Source organism: Pseudomonas nabeulensis, assembly GCF_004682045.1.
Classification (GTDB): domain Bacteria; phylum Pseudomonadota; class Gammaproteobacteria; order Pseudomonadales; family Pseudomonadaceae; genus Aquipseudomonas; species Aquipseudomonas nabeulensis.
This window is the reverse complement of record NZ_QUZT01000069.1, coordinates 14,570-35,606: the sequence shown is the minus strand read 5'-3', so window position 1 is coordinate 35,606 and position 21,037 is coordinate 14,570. Positions and strand designations below refer to the sequence as shown.

Here is a 21,037-nt window from a genome sequence, read left to right as displayed (position 1 = left end):
AGTTATCGCTCGGCAAAGGGTAGCGGTACGTCGGTATCTCGGCGCACGGCGAACACATTCAAGGTCATCGCCACCAGCGCGTAGTAGCCAAAAACCCCGACCAGTTCAACCACTGCTGGCTCGCCAAACGCCTCGACCGCCTGCGCATACAGCGCATCGTCAACACGCCGGGTCTCGTACAACGTCTTGCCCAGCCGATAGACCAGCCGTTCATCCTCACGACTGAACGGTGGTTCCACCTGCTGCTGCAACGCTGCGATCACGCCATCACTCACTCCGGCGGAACGCGCAATTGGTTCGTGAATCTGCCACTCCGCCTGGGACTGCCACCACGCTGCCGTAAACAGGATCGCCAGTTCCGTCAGGCGCAGTTCCAGCCGGGTGCCATAACGGCAGAACGCCCCCAACCGTTGGGCGTGGTTGGCCAGTTCCGGGCTATGCACCCACGCCAGGAAAGGCCCGTCCAGGTTGCCGCGCGGTCCTGCAAGAATGTCTTGGATGACTGCGCGCTGCGCGTCGTCCATGGTCGCTTCGGTCAAGGGGTTGAGGCGCGATTGGATGCTCATTGCAGGGCTCCCTCAGAGGCTTTTCAAAGTGGTGTTGATCGCGGCCTGGAGCTTGTCGGCGATCTCATCCAGGTGATGGTCTTCAAGGATAAACGGTGGCGCCAGCAGAATATGTTCGCCGCGTTGCCCGTCAATCGTGCCGCCCATGGGGTAGCACATCAGGCCTTCGGCCATGGCCGCCTGCTTGAGCTTGGCGTGCAGTTTCAGTGCTGGGTCGAAAGCCGCCTTGCTGTCGCGGTCGGCCACCAGCTCGACGCCCTGGAACAGCCCGCGCCCACGGATATCGCCGACGTGAGGATGATCTCCCAAGCGCGCCAGTAACCGCTCGCGCAGCCCTGCCCCAAGCTGATTGACCCGCGCCAGCAGGCCACGGGACTCAATGGCTTTTTGTACCGCCAAGGCGGCGGCGCACGCGGTGGCGTGGCCGATGTAGGTGTGACCATGTTGGAAAAATCCCGAGCCGTTGGCGATGGCGTCGCGGATTTTGCCGCTGACCAAGGTGGCACCGATGGGCTGGTAACCCGCCCCCAAGCCTTTGGCGACAGTGATCAGGTCAGCCGTGATGCCTTCCTGTTCCGCCGCGAACAAGCTGCCGGTACGGCCCATGCCACACATGACTTCATCGAGGATCAGTAAAACGCCGTGGCGGTCGCACACCTCGCGAATCCGCTTGAAGTAGCCCGGCACCGCCGTGACGGCACCCAAGGTCGCGCCCACCACGGGCTCGGCGACAAAGGCCATGACGTTCTCCGCGCCCAACCGCAGAATTTCCGCTTCAAGCTCCGCCGCCAGGCGCACGCCCAAGGCTTCTGCGCTTTCACCCGTTTGCTGCTCACGGTAGGCGTAGCACGGGCTGACGTGACTCACACCGATCAGCAACGGTTCGAACTGCCTGCGCCGCCATTCATTGCCGCCGGTGGCCAACGCGCCCAGGGTATTGCCGTGGTAGCTTTGGCGCCGTGCGATCAGGTGCTTGCGCTGGGGTTGGCCGATCTCGATGAAGTATTGGCGAGCCAGCTTCAACGCGGCTTCGATGGCCTCCGAGCCACCCGAGACGAAGTACACCGAGTCGATCCCTTGCGGCGCACGCGCCACCAAAAAGTCCGCCAGTTCTTCCATCACTGCCGTGGTGAAGAACGAGGTGTGCGCATAGGCCAACTGGCCGACTTGCTTGCGAATCGCCTCGATCACCTCGGGGTCGCTATGGCCCAGGCATGACACCGCCGCGCCGCCGCTGGCATCCAGGTAGCGACGGTTGTTGCTGTCGATCAGGTAAGGCCCATCACCCTGGACGGCGGTTGGATAGCGTTGTGTAAGGCTGCGATGAAAGACGTGGCTCATGGTGCCGCTCCCGAGGTTTTTGCAAATAATAGGTGCACGATTTTTAAATGCAATTATTTTTTGCATCGCATAAAAATGCATGTATATTTTGCGAAAGAGCAAAAATATCGTGCGCCTCCTCTCTCAGGTGGCTAGCCGGGCCTAAAACAAAAACAGTGGAGTGAGTGTGATGACTCACTCGAAAAATTGACTGCCGCTATCCCCACTGCCCCAGGTTTGCCTGAGGCTTGTATTCCCCTGAAGAGACATTACCCATGAAGAACTTTCTGAAGGTTTCACTCGCAGTGATGGCACTGGCCAGCGCCTCTGGCAGCTTTGCTGCAAGCAAGGAATTGCTGGTGGCCACCGACACGGCGTTCGTGCCGTTCGAGTTCAAGCAAGGCAACGAATACGTGGGCTTCGATATTGACCTGTGGGCGGCCATCGCCAAGGAAATGGGCGTCACTTATCAGCTCAAGCCGATGGACTTCAACGGCATCATCCCGGCGCTGCAAACCCATAACGTCGATGTGGCCCTGGCTGGCATCACCATCAAGGAAGAGCGCAAGCAAGCCATCGACTTTTCCGACGGTTACTACGACAGCGGCTTCCTGCTGATGGTCAAGAGCGACAACGACACCATCAAGGGTGAAGCGGATATCGCCGGCAAAACCCTCGCAGTAAAAAGCGGCACCTCATCGGCGGACTACGCCAAGGCCAATCTGAAAGCCCGCGACCTGCGCCAATTCCCCAACATCGACAACGCCTACCTGGAACTGCGCACCGGCCGCGTCGACGCCGCCATGCACGACACGCCGAACGTTCTGTACTACATCAAGACCGCCGGTGAAGGCCAGGTAAAAGCCGTGGGCCAACAGATGCTTGCCCAGCAATACGGCATCGCTTTCCCCAAGGGCAGCGAACTGCGTGAGCCGGTCAACGCTGCGTTGAAGACGATCCGTGAAAACGGCACCTACGCGCAGATCTACCGCAAGTGGTTCGGCACCGACCCGCAATAACCCCTGCCCTTCACTCATAGAGAATCCAGTATGCATTTCCAATGGAGCGCCATTTGGGATGCGCTGCCGGTCCTGCTCGAAGGCGCCAAGCTGACCTTGTGGATTTCGATCCTGGGTCTGCTCGGTGGCGCCCTGATCGGCGTGGTCGCGGGCTTTGCCCGCGCCTACGGCGGTTTTATCAGCAGCCGTGTGGCGCTCGTTTTTATCGAACTGATCCGTGGCACACCGATCATGGTGCAGGTCATGTTCATCTACTTCGCCTTGCCCATGATGGTGCCGGTGCGCATCGATCCGTTCGCCGCGGCCGTGATCACCATCATGCTCAACTCCGGCGCGTATATCGCCGAGATCACCCGTGGCGCGGTGCTGTCGATCAACCGGGGCTTTCGTGAAGCCGGGCTGGCGCTGGGCTTGTCCAAGCGCGACACCCTGCGCTACGTCATCGCGCCCCTGGCGTTCCGCCGCATGATCCCGGCGCTGGGCAACCAGTGGATTGTCAGCATCAAGGACACCTCGCTGTTTATCGTGATCGGTGTCGCCGAGCTGACCCGCCAGGGCCAGGAAGTGATTGCCGGCAACTTCCGTGCGATGGAGATCTGGTCTGCGGTCGCCGTCATCTATCTGATCATTACCCTGGTGCTGAGCTACGCACTGCGGCGCATGGAATCGAGGTTGAAAATCCTATGATCGAATTCAAAGGTGTCTCCAAGCACTTCGGCAGTACCCAGGTGCTGCATGACATCAACCTCAACATCGCCAGCGGCGAAGTGGTGGTAATCATCGGCCCTTCGGGTTCGGGCAAATCGACGCTGCTGCGCTGCATCAACAAACTGGAAGAGATCAGCGGCGGCCAGCTGATGGTCGATGGCCTGGAGGTGAATAACCCCAAGGTCGACGAGCGCCTGATCCGCCAGGAAGCCGGCATGGTGTTCCAACAGTTTCACCTGTTCCCGCAGATGACCGCGTTGCAGAACGTTGCCTTTGGCCCGGTGCGGGTACGCGGTGCCAGTCGCCAGGAAGCCGAGCAACTGGCCGCCGAACTGCTGGCCAAGGTCGGCCTGGCCGAGCGGGCCAACCATTACCCGTCCGAACTCTCCGGTGGCCAGCAACAGCGCGTGGCGATTGCCCGGGCGCTGGCGGTCAAGCCCAAGCTTATGTTGTTTGACGAGCCGACCTCGGCCCTGGACCCGGAGCTGCGCCACGAGGTGCTGACCGTGATGAAGTCATTGGCCGATGAAGGCATGACCATGGTGATCGTCACCCACGAAGTGGACTTTGCACGCAAGGTCGCCACGCGGCTGATCTTTATCGACAAAGGCCGCATTGCCGAAGACGGCGCCCCCGCCGAGCTGATCGCGAACCCACCCAGCCCGCGCCTGCGGGAATTCCTGCAACACGTGTCGTGAGGAGACGCAATGACACTGCCTTCTATTCATCTTGACGGTAGCGCCTACGCCATCGGCCACGGGCTCGGCGTGTTCGGGCGCGCTGCGGTGCTGCAGCACTTGCGCCCACTTGCACTGTGGCAATTCCTCGCCGCGCAGGCCCACACGCCCAAAGCCTTGCAGATGCGCCATCAGGTGCAGACTGAATTCCCGCGTTATTGGCAGGAGCTCGAAGGCCTTGCCGATGGTTTGGAACTACCCATTGATGAAGTGTTTATGTGGAACTGTCGGGGTGACTATGTGCACGCGCAGAGTGTGGACGGTTGCACCACGGTGTTCGGGCCTACCGCGGGCGGTACGTTGATCGCGCATAACGAAGACGGCTTTCCGCAGTTGCGCGGGTACTGCGCACTGCTGCATGCCACACCCGAAGCGGGCCTGGCCTTCACCAGTTTCGTCTACCCCGGCTCGTTGCCGGGGCACACCCTGGCGGTGAATGAGCGTGGGCTGGTGGCGACCGTGAATAACATCCGCCCAACCCAAATCCCCGTCGGCGTGCCACGACAGATCCTGGCACGCGCCACCCTGGATGCCGCGTGTGTGGACGAAGCGATTCGTGTCGTGACCCGCAAGGACCGCGCCGGGGCGTTTCACCACACCTTTGGCCAAGTAGGCAGCGCACGGGTGGTGAGTGTCGAGGCCTGCGCCGAGGGCAGCAATGTCAGTGAAGTGCAATGGCCGGCCGGGCATTCGAACCACTTGGTGTCGCTGGCGTTGAGCCCGGTTGAACAACGGATCACCGACAGTTCGGGCGCCAGGCAACGCTGTGTCGATCAGCGCCTGCAACAGGTGACCGGTGTGTTGGATGCGCTGGGGGCGTTGAGTATCCTGCGCGACACCTCGGGCGGTGACCTGCCGATCTACCGTTGTGCCGCGGATGATCCGGATGATGAAAACACCCTGGCGACCGGCGTTTTTCTGATCAGCGCCAACACTGTAGAGTGGCGCATCTATACGCAGCCGATCACCGACCAGGCCGATGCCGAAGGCGTGGTCCACCGCTCATTGATCGACGCCTGTTCCGGTCGATAAGGGTGCGGCGCTCAACCACTCATGGATACCGTTGATGACTAAAGCTGTGACTGCACTTCCCGACACGCTGGACGGCCTCAAGCAATTGCTCGCGGCCATCGAGCGGCGCGACGTCGATATCGCGCTGGGCAGCAGCTCCAGGCGCGTGCTGATGGCGCTGATCGAATCGCCGCAACGCACGGCGGTTTCGTCCATCAGCGAGCTGGCGGAGCAACTGGACGTAAACGCCTCGACTCTGTCACGCCTGGCGCAACGCCTGGGCTACGGTGGCTTCAGCAAGTTGCAGGACGTGTTTCGCCGCGAGATTACCGAAGGCAAGCATTTCTACAGCGACCAGGCTTCACGGCTGGTGGTCAACAGCGAGGACAAGGACACCCTCCATCAACTGACACGCCTGGGCCGTCAGGAAAGCGCCAACATCGCCAGCATGATCGAACAGGTCGACCCCGATGAGTTTGTGCAGACAGTCGAGCTGCTGGCCAGTGCGCGGCGGGTGCGGATTCATGGCATGCGCCAGTTCAATTCGCTGGCCTTGTTCATGTCCTACGGCCTGGGCATGTTGCGCCCGGACGTATCAGCCCTCGACTCCAGCCGCCAGGGCGTAGCGGATGCCCTGGCACAACTGGAACAGGACGATGTGCTGGTGGTGTCCAGTTGTTTCCCCTACACCCCCAGCGTCCTCGCCACCGCAGAGGTCGCCGCCCGCCACGGGATCAAGGTGATTGCACTGACCGACTCCGCCAGCTCGCCACTGGCCAAGGTGGCGTTGCACAGCTTTTACGTGCCCAACCACAGCCTGTTTTTCAGCAATAGCATGTGCGCATTCATGCTGTTGGCGCAGGGGTTGTTGAGTGCGGTGGCCGGGAGGCTGGGGGAGCAGGCGATCTCGGCGTTGAAGTATCGCGAAACGCTGATCGATGAGCTCAATGCGTCGTTGTGACGATCAAAAATGTGCCGCGGGCTTATGTGGGAGGGGGCAAGCCTCACTGCCAGTCAGTCAAGACGTCGCAAGTGTAAAAGTAACCTGTGGCGAGGGAGCTTGCTCCCGCTGGACTGCGCAGCAGTCCCATCTTTGGGGCCGCTACGCGGCCCAGCGGGAGCAAGCTCCCTCGCCACAAGTACAGTGTTCGCCTTAACTGACTGGCAGTGGGGCTTGCCCCTCCCACATTTTGGCCTATTGCGCTGGAGAACTAGCGCGTTCTACTGCTTGCGCAGTAACAGCCAAAGCAGATAGCCGCCGCCCATCACCCCTGCCACCAAACCCACCGGCAAGTGTACAAACGCGGCAAGGCGCTGGCTGGCCAGGTCCGCCAGCATCAACAACAACGCCCCCATCAACGCGGCCGGCACCAGCCCTAAACCTTCGGCGCGGGCCAGGCGTTTTGACAACTGCGGTGCGGCCAATGCGATAAAGGCAATCGGGCCAGCAGCGGCAGTGGCAATCGCGGTGAGCGCAACGGCGGCGAGTACCAAACGACGGCGAGTGCGACCGGGTATCACCCCCAGCACGCCAGCGGTAGCCTCGCCCATTTCCAGCAGGCTGGCGCGACGGGCATGCAGCAGTGCCACCGGCAGTGCGAACAACAAGCCGAGCAACGCCGGCAACACATGATCCCAAGTGCGCGTATTGAGCGAGCCCGCCAGCCACATCTGCGCGAACATCGCCTGGTCCAGATTGGCACTCACCAGTAGCAGATTATTCAACCCGGTCAGCGTGGCGCCCACGCCAATCCCCACCAGTACCAGCCCTTGGCTGCCGCGCCCGCGTGCCAGGCCCATCACCACCAGGGCGGTGATCAAACCGGTGAGCACCGCCGCCAACGCCGTGGCCAACGGGCCGGCGTCGAACAGAATGATCTGCACAATCGCCCCGCTGGCTGCACCCGTCGTAAAACCGATCACATCCGGCGAACCCAGCGGGTTACGCGAGATTGATTGGAACAACGCTCCGGCCAGTCCCAGCGAGGCGCCGACCAACAGGGCGGTCAACACCCTGGGCAGGCGGATGCGATAGAGGATGCGCCGGGCGATGGGGTCAGCCTGGTCGCTGAACAGTGCAGTCCATAGCTCGGAGGGTTTCATCACCAACGTACCGGTGGCAAGCAACACGCCCCCCAACACCATCATCACCAGCGCCAGTACTCCACAGGCCAGCAACACCCTGGGCTCTACGCGAACCGACCAGCGCCCAAGGCGCACTGCACGTAAGCGGCTCATGCTTGCAACGGGCGCAAGCGCGCCACCAACAGGATGAAACACGGGCCACCCAATAACAGCGTGATCACCCCGGCGGCGATTTCTTCCGGAGCGGCCACGACCCGCCCGATCACATCCGCTGCCAGCAGCAACACGGCCCCCAGCAGCGCGGCACGTGGCAATACCGCACGTTGATCCGGCCCACCCACCCAGCGCGCAATATGCGGCGCAACCAAGCCAACAAACGCAATCGGCCCTGCCAATGCGGTAGCTGCGCCCGCCAATAACACAATGGCGGCCAACGCCGCGAGCCAGATGCCCTTGAGGTTGGCGCCCAGCGCAGCGCCCACTTCCCGCCCCAAGGCCAGCGCATTCAGCGACGGTGCGATCAACAGTGCCACGGCCATGCCAATGCCAATCGCCAACGCGGGCGCACCCAGCCCGGCCAGGCCACTGCTGGCCAGCGAGCCGGCGGCCCACAAGCGGAAGTGATCAAAAATTTCGGGCGGAGTGTTGAACACCAGGATACCGGTGAGAGAAGCCAACAACATCGATAAGCCCGCCCCGGCCAGCACCAGTCGCAGGGGCTCGGCGCGGCTGGCCTGGCCCAACAGGCACACGGTCAACGCCGCCAACCCGGCACCGGCAAAGGCGCACAGCATGTACTGCTGCGCCGTGTTCAGGCCCAGCAACACCACGCCAGCCATCACCGCCAGCGCGGCGCCGCCGTTGACGCCCAAGAGTCCGGGCTCGGCAAGCGGGTTGCGTGCCAATGCTTGCAGCAATGCCCCGGCAACCCCCAGTGCACCACCGGCCAGTATCGCCACCAATGTGCGCGGCAAGCGCAACTGGCGCACGATCAGCGCCGCATCGCTATGCAGGTCGGCGCCTTGCAGCGCTTGCCAAGTGGTAGCCAATGGAATCGAACGAGAGCCTACCGCCAGGCTGGTCAGCACCAGCAGCCCCAGTAACAACACACCGGGCGCGAGACGACTCACCGGTATTCGCTCGCCACGGTATCGGCCATCTGCCAGCCCGAGTAGTAGTCGATACGGAACGAGCTGGGGCCCAATGGATACACGCGCTTATTGCGCACGGCAGGCAGATTGGCCAGCACCGGATCGGCGAGAAAAGCCTGCATGTCACTGGCGGTGGCGCTGAGCAGGAACACGCTGTCGCCAGTGATCGCGGCGGGCAGGTTTTCCCGGGAGATAAATTGGAAGTCCGAACTGCGGGTGACTTGCCCGACCAACGCTTCCGGCAATTCCTGTACCTGGAAACCCAAGGCCTGGAGCAACCGCCCCTGGGCGCTGCTGGTGCGACCGATGGAGTAACTGCCCCCCAGGTTGTAACCCACCACACTCGCCTTGCCAGCGGGACTGGCCAGTTTGCCTGCCACCTCGCGCACATGGGCATCAAAACGCTCGATAGCCTCCTTGGCACCTACGGAGTGCCCGCTACGGGCGCCGAGTTCAGTGGCGATTTCCTGCCAGCTGTGGGTCGAATAATCCACCACCATCACCGGTAGTTGCTGGGCTTGCAGTTCACTTTTGTGCGGCGCAACGCTATCAGCGCCGGTGGCGGACACCACCACAAGGTCGGGCTCGGCGGCGATGGTTGCCTCCAGGTCAAATTGCAGGTTGTGGTACAGCGGCTGCACGCCACGGGAATCGGCCACACTTGCCCATTGGGTGAAAAAGCCTTTGCTGTCGGTCAACCGACTGGGCGTCGCTGCCGCGCTGGCGACCACCGGTGCATTGATCGCTAGCAGAATGCCAGTGACGCTTGGGCTCGTAGAGACGATGCGTTGCAGTTCGGCGCCCTGCGCCACCAGGCAATGAGCGCCGAGGGCGCACGTAAAAAACAGCGAACGATAAAACGTCATGTAGGCACTCGGTACGTGACAGGAAAGCGCCAGATGATAATCCTTATCGATAAAGCAATTCCATCATGTAGAATGCATTCCACGAAATATCTTGCCCAGGACTATTCATGTCACCTCTGCATGCCGATCAAATCACCCTGCGCCATGGCCAGCGCACCGTGTCCCAGGCGCTGTCTCTCGCCATCCCCGACGGTTCGTTCACGGTCATTGTGGGGCCCAATGCCTGTGGTAAATCCACCCTGCTCGCCGCCCTCGCCCGTTTGTTGGTGCCGACCCAAGGCCAGGTAATACTCGATGGCAATGTCATCCATCAGCTACCGAGCAAAGCCGTGGCGCGCCGTCTCGGCCTGCTGGCACAGAGCGCCCAGGCACCGGAAGGCATCAAGGTCGCAGAGTTGGTGGCGCGTGGGCGTTTCCCTCATCAAGGCTGGTTGCGTCAATGGTCGGCGGCGGATGAGTCGGCGGTAGACGCAGCATTGGCGGCCACCGGCTTGCAGGAGTTGGCGGATCGTCCAGTGGATGGCTTGTCCGGCGGTCAACGCCAGCGCGTGTGGATCGCCATGGTGTTGGCGCAGGAAACGCCGTTGTTGTTGCTGGACGAGCCGACCACCTTCCTCGATATCGCCCATCAAATCGAGTTGATGGAGTTGCTCGCCGAGCTTAATCGCCAGGGCCGCACCATCGTTGCGGTACTGCACGACCTCAACCAGGCCTGCCGTTACGCCAGCCATCTGGTGGCGATGAAGGACGGCGCCATCATCGCCGCCGGTGCGCCCGCCGAGGTATTCACCGAACACCTGGTAGACGCCGTGTTCGGTATCGATGCATTGATCATGGCCGATCCGGTCAGCGGCACGCCGATGCTGGTGCCGCGCGGTGTCAGCCCAAGGGTGGCCGGCGCGTAGGGTCAAGCCCCTGCCCGCCAGTGCTGAGGTTGGCCTGGGCGGCTTCGTCGTAGAGTGCCAGGCGATCCTCGGGCGACTGCAACTGGCCGAGGTCGGTGACGGTAGTCATCACGCACACGATTTCCTGCTGCGCATCGAACACTGGCGCGGCCTGCCCGGTGACGTTGGACAACAAGTGACTGGTCATCTCGGCCCAATACTGCGCACGCACTTCGGCCAGCCGCGCCTCGCTGGGCGGACTGCCGCGAAAGTGCGCCGGCTGTTGTTTGCGTGCGGCAGCGATGGTGGCCTTGGGCAGGAAGGCCTGGAAGATCAGGCCGCAAGCGGTATTGTCGATGGGCAGGATATCGCCCAGTGCCAACGGGTTGATCGAGAAATACGCGCTGCGATACCAACGCACCAGCGTCGGGCCGCGCGGGGTCCAGATCGCCACGCCGCCGCTGGCCGCATGGCGCTGGGCCAAGGCCTTCATGTGGGCGGCGGCGATGTCCACGGCGTCCACACGCTTGAGGGCGGCAATGCCGATACTCAGGGCTGCGGGCCCCAGGTCGTAGAGACCCGTGGCGGGATCCTGGCGGGCCAGGCCTTCTTTCACCAGGCTCTGCAAATAGCGGTGCGCCGATGACGCGCCGCTGTCGGCACGCCGGGCCACTTCGCCCAGGCTCAATTCGCCCTCGGCATTGGCCAGGACGTTGAGGAACCGTGCGGCAATCGACACCGATTGAATGGTGCCCGCGCGCTTTTCGCTGGGGTTCTCCGACATCTCGTTCAACGTGCTGCTCTCCTTCTTGTGCGTACCCGGCCAGGCTGTCGGGGCGGCGCCATCATACCGGTTCTACCGCACAACAACAGCGGCGACGCCCTCAATTAAATTCCGAATTGATTAACGCGTTCCATATTGAGGAATGTAGTAGCCACATGATAGCCTTGCTCTAAAGCTGAACCATTCTCATTTGGAGACCCTTCTTGAAAGAGCTATCGCAACGCACATTCAGCCACGGCATGGGGGTCGCAGCGCTGACCGGCCTGCTCGCGTCCCTGCCTGCCCAGGCGGAACCCGGCGAAACGCTGAACCTGGACTCGGTGATGGTCACCGGTGAAAAGGTCAGCCGTGAATTGAAGGAGACCGCGTCATCGGTCTCGGTGATCGGCAGCAAGGAAATCGATGAGCGTCACAGTGGCCATGCCTCGGTATCCGAAGTGATCAATGGCTTGCCCAACGTGATCTACACCGACTCGGTGGGTGCTCCGGTGATTCGTGGCCAGGACACCCAAGGCCCGAACAACGGCGCCAACGTGTTCTGGGGCGGCACGGTGCCACGCGCCACCATCAACCTCGACGGCCATTACCTGAACTACAACGAGCTGTATTACGGCGGCACTTCCGCCTGGGACGTGGACTCCATCGAAGTGTTCCGTGGCCCGCAGACCACCAGCCAAGGCGCCAACGCAATCGCCGGGGCGATCATCGTCAACACCAAGAACCCCACGTTCACCCCCGAGGCGGCGTACCAGGCCGAGGTCGGCAGCTACAACACCAAGCGCGGTTCCTTCGTGGTGTCGGGGCCGTTGAGCGAGGACTTCGCCGGACGCCTGGCGTTGGACTACTCGGCGCGCGATACCTACATCGACTACAAGAACGCCAAGTTCCAGAGCAGCGGCACCGACCAGGACCTGAATGCCCTCGATGCCCGCGCCAAATTGCTATGGTTGCCCTCCTCCATCGAAGGCTTGCAGGTGAAGTACACCTTCAACCACAACCACAGCAATCGTCCATCCCAGGAATCCGCTTCGGCGCCGTTTCATAAGCTCGACCATACCTCAACCACCATGCCGAGCTGGGAACAGGACACCAACACCAGCATCCTCGATATCGACTACGAACTGGCCGACGGCCTGCGCCTGTTCAATCAGTCGCAGTATTCGTTGTCCTCGGTGGAACGTCGCATCGGTGGCAACGGAGAAGGCGATGCCGATATTCGCCAGAAGAATGCGTCCAACGAAACCCGCCTGAGTTTCGGCGATGCCCGCGATACATTCAGTGGTTTCACTGGCATCTACGTAGCGCGTACCACCAGTGATGAAAGTCTGAAGCTGGGCGGCAACACGCTGTTCGATGACACCAAGGAAAACCTCGGCGTGTTCGGCGAACTCAACACGCGCCTGAGCGAGCGCTGGACCCTTACCACCGGCCTGCGCTACCAGCGCGACCACACCGAGCGCAGCGGTACGTCGCCGTATGCAAGCAATGCGTTGGACTACAGCCAGACCTTCGACCAGTTGCTGCCCAAGGTGTCATTGGCCTTAGCGGTCAACCCGCAATGGACCGTGGGCGGCCTGGTGAGCCGTGGCTACAACCCGGGCGGCGTGTCGTTGAACCTGTCGAGCAAGCGCTGGCAGACCTTCAAGGACGAGAAAGTGTGGAACTATGAGCTGTTCACCCGCGCCAACCTGTTGGACGACCGCCTGCACCTGAACGGCAACCTGTTCTACATGGACATGAAGGATGCGCAGTACAACATTCCCGTGGTGATCTCGTCGGGGGTGTCGCAGTCGTACACCATCAACGCGCAAAAGGCCCATGCCTACGGCGCCGAGCTGTCGGCCAACTATCGCGTGCTCGACAACCTCACGCTGAACGCCAACGCCGGCTGGCTGCGCACGCGTATCGATGACATCAACAGCAACGATGCGTATGCCGGCAATGAGTTTGCCCGCTCGCCGGGCTACACCCTGAGTTTCGGCCCGAGCTGGGACATCACCGACCGGCTTAACCTGAACGTGCAGGTGCGCCATGTAGACGGCTACTACTCGGACGTGGCCAACAACAAGAGCTACTCGATTGACGGCTATACCCTCACCGACGCACGCGCCAGCTACCGCTTCAACGACAAGGTGGAACTCTACAGCTATGTGAAAAACGTCTTCGATGATCGCTCGCCCACCTACATGCAACAGAACCGTGGCATCGGCGGGATCGAGGCCAACATGACCCAGCCGCGTACCCTTGGCGTCGGTGTCAAAGGCAGCTTCTAAACCCGCATTCCGGGGGCCGGCGCGCCCCCTATTGAACAGGCATTTTCCATGAGTCAAAACAAACACCTGCACATCGGTCTGTCGCTGGCGCCCACTTGGCAAAGTGGTGACGCGTGGCGCCGAGCCGATAGCGATATCGAAGGCATCTACACCACTGACTTTGCCGTGGACCTGGCTCGTCGCGCCGAAGCTGCGCACCTGGATTTTGTATTCCGCCCGGACGTGTGCGCGGTCAACGAAAGCCAGCTCGATGCCGGCTCCGGCTTTGCTTGCCTGGACCCGAGTATCTTGTTGGCGGCCGTGTCCCAGCACACTTCGCGTATTGGCCTGGTGTCGACGGTTTCCACCACCTGGAACCCGCCCTACGTGGTTGCACGCCAGTTGCAATCGCTCAATTGGGTGAGCCGTGGGCGTATCGGCTGGAATATCGTCACGGCGTTGCAAGGCCATGAGAATTTTGGCCTCAGCACTATGCCCAGCGCCGATGAGCGTTATCAACGGGCGGCGGAGTTCACCGCAGTGGTACGCCAGTTGTGGGACAGTTTCCCCGGTGACTCAGTGTTGGTCGACCGCGAGGCCGGGCGTTATGCGGATGCGACCAGGATCAAGCCGATCAATCATGAGGGCGAGCATTTCCGCGTACGCGGCCCATTGAATATGCCAGCGTTTGATGCTCGTATTCCGTTGATCCAGGCTGGCGCCTCGGAGGCTGGACGGGACTTTGCCGCCTCGGTGGCCGACGTGGTGTTTGCGCCGACCCCGGATCTGCAAGCCGCCCAGGATCTGCGTGATGACCTTTCCCGGCGCGCCTTGCGCCATGGTCGCGACCCTGCCGATGTGCGTTTGCTGCCCGGGCTGAGTCTTTACCTGGCGGACACCCGCGAACAGGCGCGGGAGATCTTCCTGCACACCCATGCGCGCCTCGACCGCACACGCAAGCTTGAGCAGATTCGCGAGATGACCGGCCTCGACCTGACCGCGTGGCCAGATGACAAGCCCGTCACCCCGGCCGACCTACCGCCACCGCCGCCCTCGCCCGCCAGCCGGACCCACAGCCACCTGCTGCGGCGTTTGCTCGCGCGGGAAAGCCTGACCGTGAGCGAACTGCTGCTGCGCCCGGAAGTAATCAGCGCGGCGCATTGGCAAGTGATTGGCACGGCACAGGATGCGGTTGAGAGCATCCAGGCCTGGGCGGCCAGTGGTGCGATCAATGGGTTCATTGCCGCACCGGGTGGCTCGGTGGGTTCGATCACGGTGTTTTTGGAGCAGGTGATGCCACGGCTGGTGGAGCGTGGATTATTCCGACGCGACTACCAGGGCACGACGTTCATGGAGCACCTGCGCCAGCGCTTGTAGTGAGCGGGCTTGCCCCGCGCTGGGCTGCGAAGCAGCCCTACTTCGGTCTACACGTTCTACCATTTAAAACCTGATTGCCTGGTTTTGCGGCCGCTGCGGTGTTCCAGTTAAACAGCGTTGTATGGATTGGGGCGGCTTCGCCCCCCAGCGCGGGACAAGCCCGCTCACTACAACTGTCCGTTGGGGGTGTTGCAGGCTCGGTAACAGTCCTTTGTCATCATCGATATTGATAGCAGCCTAACGAAACCCCCAGGCTAGAGGGCTAATCTCGCGCTTATATCATTCCGAATGATAGTTACCTTTGCTTCATTCGATTCGTGACATAGCACCTCGCCGCGCATGATCCGCCCATCTCAAATACATTGGCGGATGCACCTCATGGAACAGTCACTCAAACATTTGCGCTTCCCCCTGGCGATTCTGGCCGTGGTGGTGATGAGCGCGTGCGGCAAGACCCCGGAACAAGCGGCCGCCATGCCAGCTGCCAAAGTCAGCGTGGCCAAGGTGCTGGAACAACCGGTCAACGAGTGGGATGAATTCACCGGTCGCCTGGAAGCGCCGGAAACCGTGCAGATTCGTCCTCGGGTCTCCGGCCAGATTGATCAAGTCGCTTTCACCGAAGGCGCTTTGGTCAAGAAAGGCGACCTGCTGTTCCAGATCGACCCGCGTCCGTTCCAGGCCGAAGTGCGTCGCCTCGAAGCCCAGCTTGCACAAACCAAAGCCGCGGCCACCCGCAGCGACAACGAAGCCCAACGTGGCGAGCGTCTGCGCCAGAGCAATGCGATTTCCGCCGAGCTGGCCGACTCACGCACCACCGCCGCCCAGGAAGCCCGCGCCGCTGTCGCCGGGATCCAGGCGCAGTTGGACCTGGCCAAGTTGAACCTGAGCTTCACCCGCGTCACCTCGCCCATCAGCGGGCGTGTCAGCCGTGCCGAAATCACCGCCGGCAACCTGGTGACCGCCGATGTCACCGCGCTGACCAGCGTAGTCTCCACCGACAAGGTCTACGCCTACTTCGACGCCGATGAGCGCGTGTTCCTCAAGTACACCGAACTGGCTCGCCAAGGCCGTCGCGGTGCTACTACCCCGGTGTACCTGGGCCTGTCCAATGAAACCGGCAACCCGCACCTGGGCCAGATGAACTTCGTCGACAACCAGGTCAACCCGGCCACCGGCACCATCCGTGGTCGTGCCGTGTTTGACAACAGCGATGGCCGCTACACCCCTGGCCTGTATGCACGCCTGAAACTGGTGGGCAGCGGCACCTATTCCGCCGTGCTGATCAACGACGAATCCGTCGGCACTGACCTCGGCAAGAAATTCGTGTTGGTGATGGAAGGCGACAAACCGGCTTACCGCGCCGTTGAACTGGGCCCGAAAATCGAAGGCTTGCGCATCGTGCGCAGCGGCCTGAACAAGGACGACACCATTATCGTCAAGGGCCTGCAACGCGTGCGTCCTGGCTCGCCGGTCGCGCCGGAAACCATTCCGATGGCCAGCAAGGAAACCCTCGCCGCCTTGGCCCAACAACGACAAGCGCTTGAAGCAAGCAACCTGGAGCAGGTCGCGCCGGATAAAACCGCGCCGAAACTGGCCAGCGCTGCGACTCCACGCGGTTAAGGGATACGACTCAAGATGAATTTTTCCAAGTTCTTCATTTCGCGACCGATCTTCGCAGCGGTGCTGTCGCTGTTGATCCTGATCGCCGGCGCGATCTCGCTGTTCCAATTGCCGATCAGCGAATACCCGGAAGTGGTGCCGCCGACTGTGGTGGTGCGCGCCAACTTCCCGGGTGCCAACCCCAAAGTCATCGGTGAAACCGTGGCCGCTCCGCTGGAGCAAGCCATCACCGGCGTCGAGAACATGCTGTACATGTCCTCGCAGTCGACCGCCGACGGCAAACTGACCCTGACCATCACCTTCGCCCTTGGCACCGACCTGGACAACGCGCAGGTGCAGGTGCAAAACCGTGTGACCCGCACCCAGCCAAAACTGCCTGAGGAAGTGACGCGCATCGGTATCACCGTGGACAAGGCCTCCCCCGACCTGACCATGGTGGTGCACTTGACCTCGCCGGATCAGCGTTACGACATGCTCTACCTGTCCAACTACGCCATCCTCAATATCAAGGATGAACTGGCGCGGCTGGGTGGCGTGGGCGACGTGCAGTTGTTCGGCATGGGCGATTACTCCCTGCGTGTGTGGCTGGATCCGAACAAGACTGCTTCGCGCAACCTGACGGCGACTGATGTGGTCACCGCGATTCGCGAACAGAACCGTCAGGTCGCCGCCGGTGCCTTGGGCGGGCAGCCCGCGCCGAGCGACACCAGCTTCCAGCTGTCGGTGAACACTCAGGGCCGTCTGGTCACCGAGGAAGAGTTCGAAAACATTGTGATTCGCTCCGGCGAGAACGGTGAGATCACGCGCCTCAAAGACATCGCCCGCGTAGAACTGGGTTCCAGCCAATACGCGCTGCGTTCGTTGATCGACAACCAACCGGCGGTGGCGATTCCGATCTTCCAGCGTCCGGGCTCCAACGCCATCGATATCTCCAACGATGTGCGCAGCAAAATGGCCGAGTTGAAAAAGAGCTTCCCGGAAGGCATGGATTACCGTATCGCCTACGACCCGACCATCTTCGTGCGTGGCTCCATCGAAGCGGTGATTCACACGCTGTTCGAAGCGCTGGTACTGGTGGTGTTGGTGGTGATCCTGTTCCTGCAAACCTGGCGTGCCTCGATCATTCCGTTGGTGGCGGTGCCGGTATCGTTGATCGGTACGTTTGCGGTGATGCACCTGTTTGGCTTCTCGCTTAACGCGCTGTCGCTGTTCGGGCTGGTGTTGGCGATTGGTATCGTGGTCGACGACGCCATCGTGGTGGTGGAGAACGTCGAGCGGAACATCGAGCTGGGCCTGGAGCCGTTCCCGGCCACCGAAAAAGCCATGAGCGAAGTGACCGGCCCGATCATTGCCACCGCGTTGGTGCTGTGTGCGGTGTTTGTTCCAGCGGCGTTTATCAGCGGCTTGACCGGGCAGTTTTATAAGCAGTTCGCCTTGACCATTGCGATCTCGACGGTGATCTCCGCGTTCAACTCGCTGACCCTGTCGCCCGCACTGGCTGCGGTGTTGCTCAAGGGCCACAACGCACCAAAAGATGGCTTCTCGCGCTTCCTCGACAAAATGCTGGGTGGCTGGTTGTTCAAACCATTCAACCGCTTCTTCGAGAAGGCCAGCCATGGCTACGTCGGCACCGTGCGCCGCGTGATTCGCGGCAGTGGTATCGCGTTGTTCCTGTACGCCGGCCTGATGGTCCTGACCTGGCTGGGCTTTGCCCACACGCCAACCGGTTTCGTACCGGCCCAGGACAAGCAATACCTGGTGGCCTTCGCGCAATTGCCGGACGCCGCGAGCCTGGATCGCACCGAAAATGTGATCAAGCGCATGTCCGACATTGCCCTGAAGCAACCCGGTGTGGAAAGCGCCATTGCGTTCCCTGGCCTGTCGATCAACGGTTTCACCAACAGCCCGAACAGCGGCATCGTGTTCGTGACCTTGAAACCGTTTGATGAGCGCAAAGACCCCAGCATGTCCGCCGGTGCGATTGCCGGTGCGTTGAACGGCAAATACAGCGACATCCAGGAAGCCTACATGGCGATCTTCCCACCGCCGCCGGTACAGGGCCTGGGTACGATTGGTGGTTTCCGCCTGCAAATCGAAGACCGTGGCAACCTGGGTTACGACGAGTTGTACAAAGAAGTGCAGAACGTCATCGCCAAGAGCCATAACGTGCCTGAACTGTTTGGCCTGTTCACCAGCTACACCGTCAACGTACCGCAGGTCGATGCGGCTATCGACCGGGAAAAGGCCAAGACCCACGGCGTGGCGATCAGCGACATCTTCGACACCCTGCAGGTCTACCTGGGTTCGCTGTATGCCAACGACTTCAACCGCTTCGGGCGTACCTACCAGGTCAACGTGCAGGCTGAACAACAGTTCCGCCAGGACCAGGACCAGATCGGCCAACTGAAAGTGCGCAACAACAAAGGCGAGATGATTCCGTTGGCGACTTTCATCAAGGTCAGCGACACCTCGGGTCCGGACCGCGTGATGCACTACAACGGGTTTATCACCGCTGAAATCAACGGCAACGCCGCACCGGGCTACAGCTCCGGCCAGGCAGAAGCGGCGATTGAAAAACTGTTGAAAGAAGAACTGCCCAACGGCATGACCTACGAGTGGACTGACCTGACCTATCAGCAAATCCTCTCGGGTAACACTGCGTTGTTCGTGTTCCCACTCTGCGTACTCCTGGCGTTCCTGGTACTGGCCGCTCAATACGAGAGTTGGAGCCTGCCGCTGGCGGTGATCCTGATCGTACCGATGACGCTGCTGTCGGCAATTACCGGTGTGATCATCTCGGGCAGTGACAACAACATCTTTACCCAGATTGGCCTGATCGTACTGGTGGGCCTGGCGTGCAAGAACGCGATTCTGATCGTGGAATTCGCCAAGGATAAACAGGCCGAGGGTCTCGACCCGCTGGCTGCGGTGCTGGAGGCGTGCCGCCTGCGTCTGCGCCCGATCCTGATGACCTCGTTCGCGTTCATCATGGGTGTGGTGCCCCTGGTGCTGTCCAGCGGTGCCGGTGCCGAGATGCGTCATGCCATGGGTGTGGCGGTGTTCTCCGGGATGATCGGTGTGACCTTCTTTGGTCTGTTGCTGACGCCAGTGTTCTACGTACTGATCCGTCGCTATGTGGAGCGCCAAGAGGCGCGCAAAGCGGCCAAGGCCTTGAAGCTGGAGACACAGCAATGAGCGTGAAAGTCTTTTTGCCGAGCTTGCTGGTACTGGCGCTGAGCGCCTGTGCCGTAGGCCCGGACTACAAAACCCAGAACCTGGAGGCGGCCAATATCACGGCCGCCGCCGACACCAAAAGTTATGACCACGCCAAGTACGAAGGCATCTGGTGGCAGCAGTTCGACGACCCGACCCTCAACCAGTTGGTAACCCAATCGCTGCAAGGGAACCGGGACCTGCGTGTCGCCTTTGCCCGTCTGCGGGCAGCCCGGGCGATCCGTGACGATGCAGCCAACGACATCATGCCGGTGGTTACCTCCCGCGCCAGCAGCGATGTGGGCAAGGGCCAGATTCCTGGCCAGACCACCAAGCGCGTCAACAGCGAGCGCTATGACCTGGGTCTGGACATGGCCTGGGAAGTGGACTTGTTCGGCCGTATCCGCCGCAACCTGGAGGCCAGCGACGCTGACCAACAAGTGGCCGAAGCCGACCTGTACCAACTGCAAGTCACCATGATTGCCGAGCTGGTCGACGCCTATGGTCAACTGCGCGGTGCACAGCTGCGTGAACGCATTGCCCTGGACAACCTGAAAAACCAGCAGGAATCGCGCACCATCACCGTCAGCCTGCGGGATGCCGGTGTGGGTGATCAGTTGGACGTGGAGCGCGCCGACGCACGCCTGGCAGCGGTCGAAGCCAGCGTGCCGCAACTGCAGGCCGAACAAGTGCGCGAGCGTAATCGCATCGCCACCCTCCTCGGCCAACGCCCGGACAAGTTGAGCGTAGATCTGAGCCCTAAAGACCTGCCGGCGATTGCCAAGGCGTTGCCGATTGGCGATCCGGGGCAACTGCTGCAACGTCGTCCGGACATCCTCAGCGCCGAACGCAAACTGGCCGCCGCCACCGCGCGCATCGGCGTGGCCAAGGCCGACCTGTTCCCACGGGTCAGCCTTAGCGGCTTCCTCGGCTTTACCGCCGGGCGCGGTTCGCAGATCGGCTCCGCCGCCGCCAATGCCTGGTCCCTCGGCCCAAGCATCACCTGGGCCGCCTTCGACCTGGGCAGCGTGCGCGCTCGGTTGCGCGGCGCCAATGCCGAAGCCGATGGCGCACTGGCAACCTATGAACAGCAAGTGTTGCTGGCACTGGAAGAGTCCGAGAACGCCTTCAGCGATTACGGCAAGCGCCAGCAACGCCTGGTCTCGCTGATCCGCCAAAGCGAATCCAGCCGCGCTGCCGCTGACCTCGCGGCGATCCGCTACCGCGAAGGCACGGTGGACTTCCTCGTGCTACTCGACGCGCAACGCGAGCGTCTGGCCGCCGAAGACTCCCAGGCCCAGGCCGAAGTGGATCTGTACCGCGGCATCGTCGCGATCTACAAGGCGTTGGGCGGTGGTTGGCAGCCGGACACGGTGGTCGCCAGCAACAAGTGATGTGAAGAGCTCCTTTGGTTGGTCGCATCCAGCCAATTTTTAGCCCTGCG

At 61.7% G+C, this 21,037-nt stretch carries 17 protein-coding genes; 11 read left to right on the top strand and 6 right to left on the bottom strand.

All coding sequences use genetic code 11. The annotated features are described in order from the left end of the window. Nucleotides 1-2: 2 nt before the first annotated feature. Nucleotides 3-566: a carboxymuconolactone decarboxylase family protein gene (locus DYL61_RS26130; protein ID WP_135310736.1), complete on the bottom strand. Its 564-nt coding sequence runs from the start codon at nt 564-566 to the stop codon at nt 3-5. Nucleotides 567-578: 12 nt separating this feature from the next. Next, complete coding sequence (locus DYL61_RS26125; RefSeq protein WP_135310735.1) at nt 579-1,907, bottom strand: aspartate aminotransferase family protein; 1,329 nt, start codon at nt 1,905-1,907, stop codon at nt 579-581. Between the two features lie 254 nt (nt 1,908-2,161). On the opposite strand from DYL61_RS26125, the gene glnH reads away from it, so the two are divergent. Genes glnH through DYL61_RS26100 form a run of 5 tightly spaced genes read left to right on the top strand, consistent with a single transcriptional unit; the run spans nt 2,162 to nt 6,322 of the window. Beyond that, the gene (gene glnH, locus DYL61_RS26120) at nt 2,162-2,905 is read left to right on the top strand and encodes a glutamine ABC transporter substrate-binding protein GlnH (protein WP_135310734.1); all 744 of its coding nucleotides are present in this window, start codon (nt 2,162-2,164) and stop codon (nt 2,903-2,905) included. A gap of 30 nt (nt 2,906-2,935) precedes the next feature. Beyond that, entirely contained in the window at nt 2,936-3,592 is a 657-nt protein-coding gene (gene glnP, locus DYL61_RS26115; RefSeq protein ID WP_135310733.1) for a glutamine ABC transporter permease GlnP, read from the top strand. Next, nucleotides 3,589-4,311, top strand: coding sequence for a glutamine ABC transporter ATP-binding protein GlnQ (glnQ, locus tag DYL61_RS26110; RefSeq protein ID WP_135310732.1), 723 nt, complete (start codon nt 3,589-3,591; stop codon nt 4,309-4,311). Before glnP ends, glnQ begins: the two co-directional genes overlap by 4 nt. A 9-nt stretch (nt 4,312-4,320) precedes the next feature. Further along, entirely contained in the window at nt 4,321-5,382 is a 1,062-nt protein-coding gene (locus DYL61_RS26105) for a C45 family autoproteolytic acyltransferase/hydrolase (RefSeq protein ID WP_135310731.1), read from the top strand. A gap of 34 nt (nt 5,383-5,416) precedes the next feature. Beyond that, the gene (locus DYL61_RS26100; RefSeq protein ID WP_135310730.1) at nt 5,417-6,322 is read left to right on the top strand and encodes a MurR/RpiR family transcriptional regulator; all 906 of its coding nucleotides are present in this window, start codon (nt 5,417-5,419) and stop codon (nt 6,320-6,322) included. Nucleotides 6,323-6,582: 260 nt separating this feature from the next. Here DYL61_RS26100 and DYL61_RS26095 read toward each other — a convergent pair whose 3' ends face one another. Genes DYL61_RS26095 through fepB form a run of 3 tightly spaced genes read right to left on the bottom strand, consistent with a single transcriptional unit; the run spans nt 6,583 to nt 9,463 of the window. Then, the gene (locus DYL61_RS26095; RefSeq protein ID WP_135310729.1) at nt 6,583-7,599 is read right to left on the bottom strand and encodes a FecCD family ABC transporter permease; all 1,017 of its coding nucleotides are present in this window, start codon (nt 7,597-7,599) and stop codon (nt 6,583-6,585) included. Then, nucleotides 7,596-8,576 (bottom strand): FecCD family ABC transporter permease, encoded by a 981-nt coding sequence (locus tag DYL61_RS26090; RefSeq protein WP_238704611.1) that lies wholly within the window; start codon nt 8,574-8,576, stop codon nt 7,596-7,598. The genes DYL61_RS26095 and DYL61_RS26090 overlap by 4 nt, the downstream gene beginning before the upstream one ends. Further along, complete coding sequence (fepB, locus tag DYL61_RS26085; protein WP_135310727.1) at nt 8,573-9,463, bottom strand: Fe2+-enterobactin ABC transporter substrate-binding protein; 891 nt, start codon at nt 9,461-9,463, stop codon at nt 8,573-8,575. The genes DYL61_RS26090 and fepB overlap by 4 nt, the downstream gene beginning before the upstream one ends. A gap of 107 nt (nt 9,464-9,570) precedes the next feature. On the opposite strand from fepB, the gene DYL61_RS26080 reads away from it, so the two are divergent. Continuing rightward, nucleotides 9,571-10,368 (top strand): ABC transporter ATP-binding protein, encoded by a 798-nt coding sequence (locus tag DYL61_RS26080; RefSeq protein ID WP_135310726.1) that lies wholly within the window; start codon nt 9,571-9,573, stop codon nt 10,366-10,368. On the opposite strand, the gene DYL61_RS26075 is transcribed toward DYL61_RS26080, so the two are convergent. Continuing rightward, a complete protein-coding gene (locus DYL61_RS26075; RefSeq protein ID WP_135310738.1) occupies nt 10,343-11,131 on the bottom strand; it encodes an IclR family transcriptional regulator in 789 nt (262 codons plus the stop codon). The two genes, DYL61_RS26080 and DYL61_RS26075, sit on opposite strands and share 26 nt — an antisense overlap. A gap of 239 nt (nt 11,132-11,370) precedes the next feature. Between DYL61_RS26075 and DYL61_RS26070 the strand changes: the two genes are divergently transcribed. The 5 genes from DYL61_RS26070 (at nt 11,371) to DYL61_RS26050 (ending at nt 20,987) form a co-directional block, all read left to right on the top strand. Next, complete coding sequence (locus DYL61_RS26070) at nt 11,371-13,404, top strand: TonB-dependent receptor (protein ID WP_135310737.1); 2,034 nt, start codon at nt 11,371-11,373, stop codon at nt 13,402-13,404. Nucleotides 13,405-13,452: 48 nt separating this feature from the next. Further along, complete coding sequence (locus DYL61_RS26065) at nt 13,453-14,760, top strand: NtaA/DmoA family FMN-dependent monooxygenase (protein ID WP_135310725.1); 1,308 nt, start codon at nt 13,453-13,455, stop codon at nt 14,758-14,760. Nucleotides 14,761-15,138: 378 nt separating this feature from the next. Continuing rightward, nucleotides 15,139-16,380 (top strand): multidrug efflux RND transporter periplasmic adaptor subunit MexE, encoded by a 1,242-nt coding sequence (mexE, locus tag DYL61_RS26060; RefSeq protein ID WP_105697293.1) that lies wholly within the window; start codon nt 15,139-15,141, stop codon nt 16,378-16,380. A gap of 15 nt (nt 16,381-16,395) precedes the next feature. After that, entirely contained in the window at nt 16,396-19,575 is a 3,180-nt protein-coding gene (locus DYL61_RS26055) for an efflux RND transporter permease subunit (protein WP_105697292.1), read from the top strand. Then, entirely contained in the window at nt 19,572-20,987 is a 1,416-nt protein-coding gene (locus DYL61_RS26050) for an efflux transporter outer membrane subunit (RefSeq protein WP_135310724.1), read from the top strand. Before DYL61_RS26055 ends, DYL61_RS26050 begins: the two co-directional genes overlap by 4 nt. The last annotated feature ends 50 nt before the right edge of the window (nt 20,988-21,037 follow it).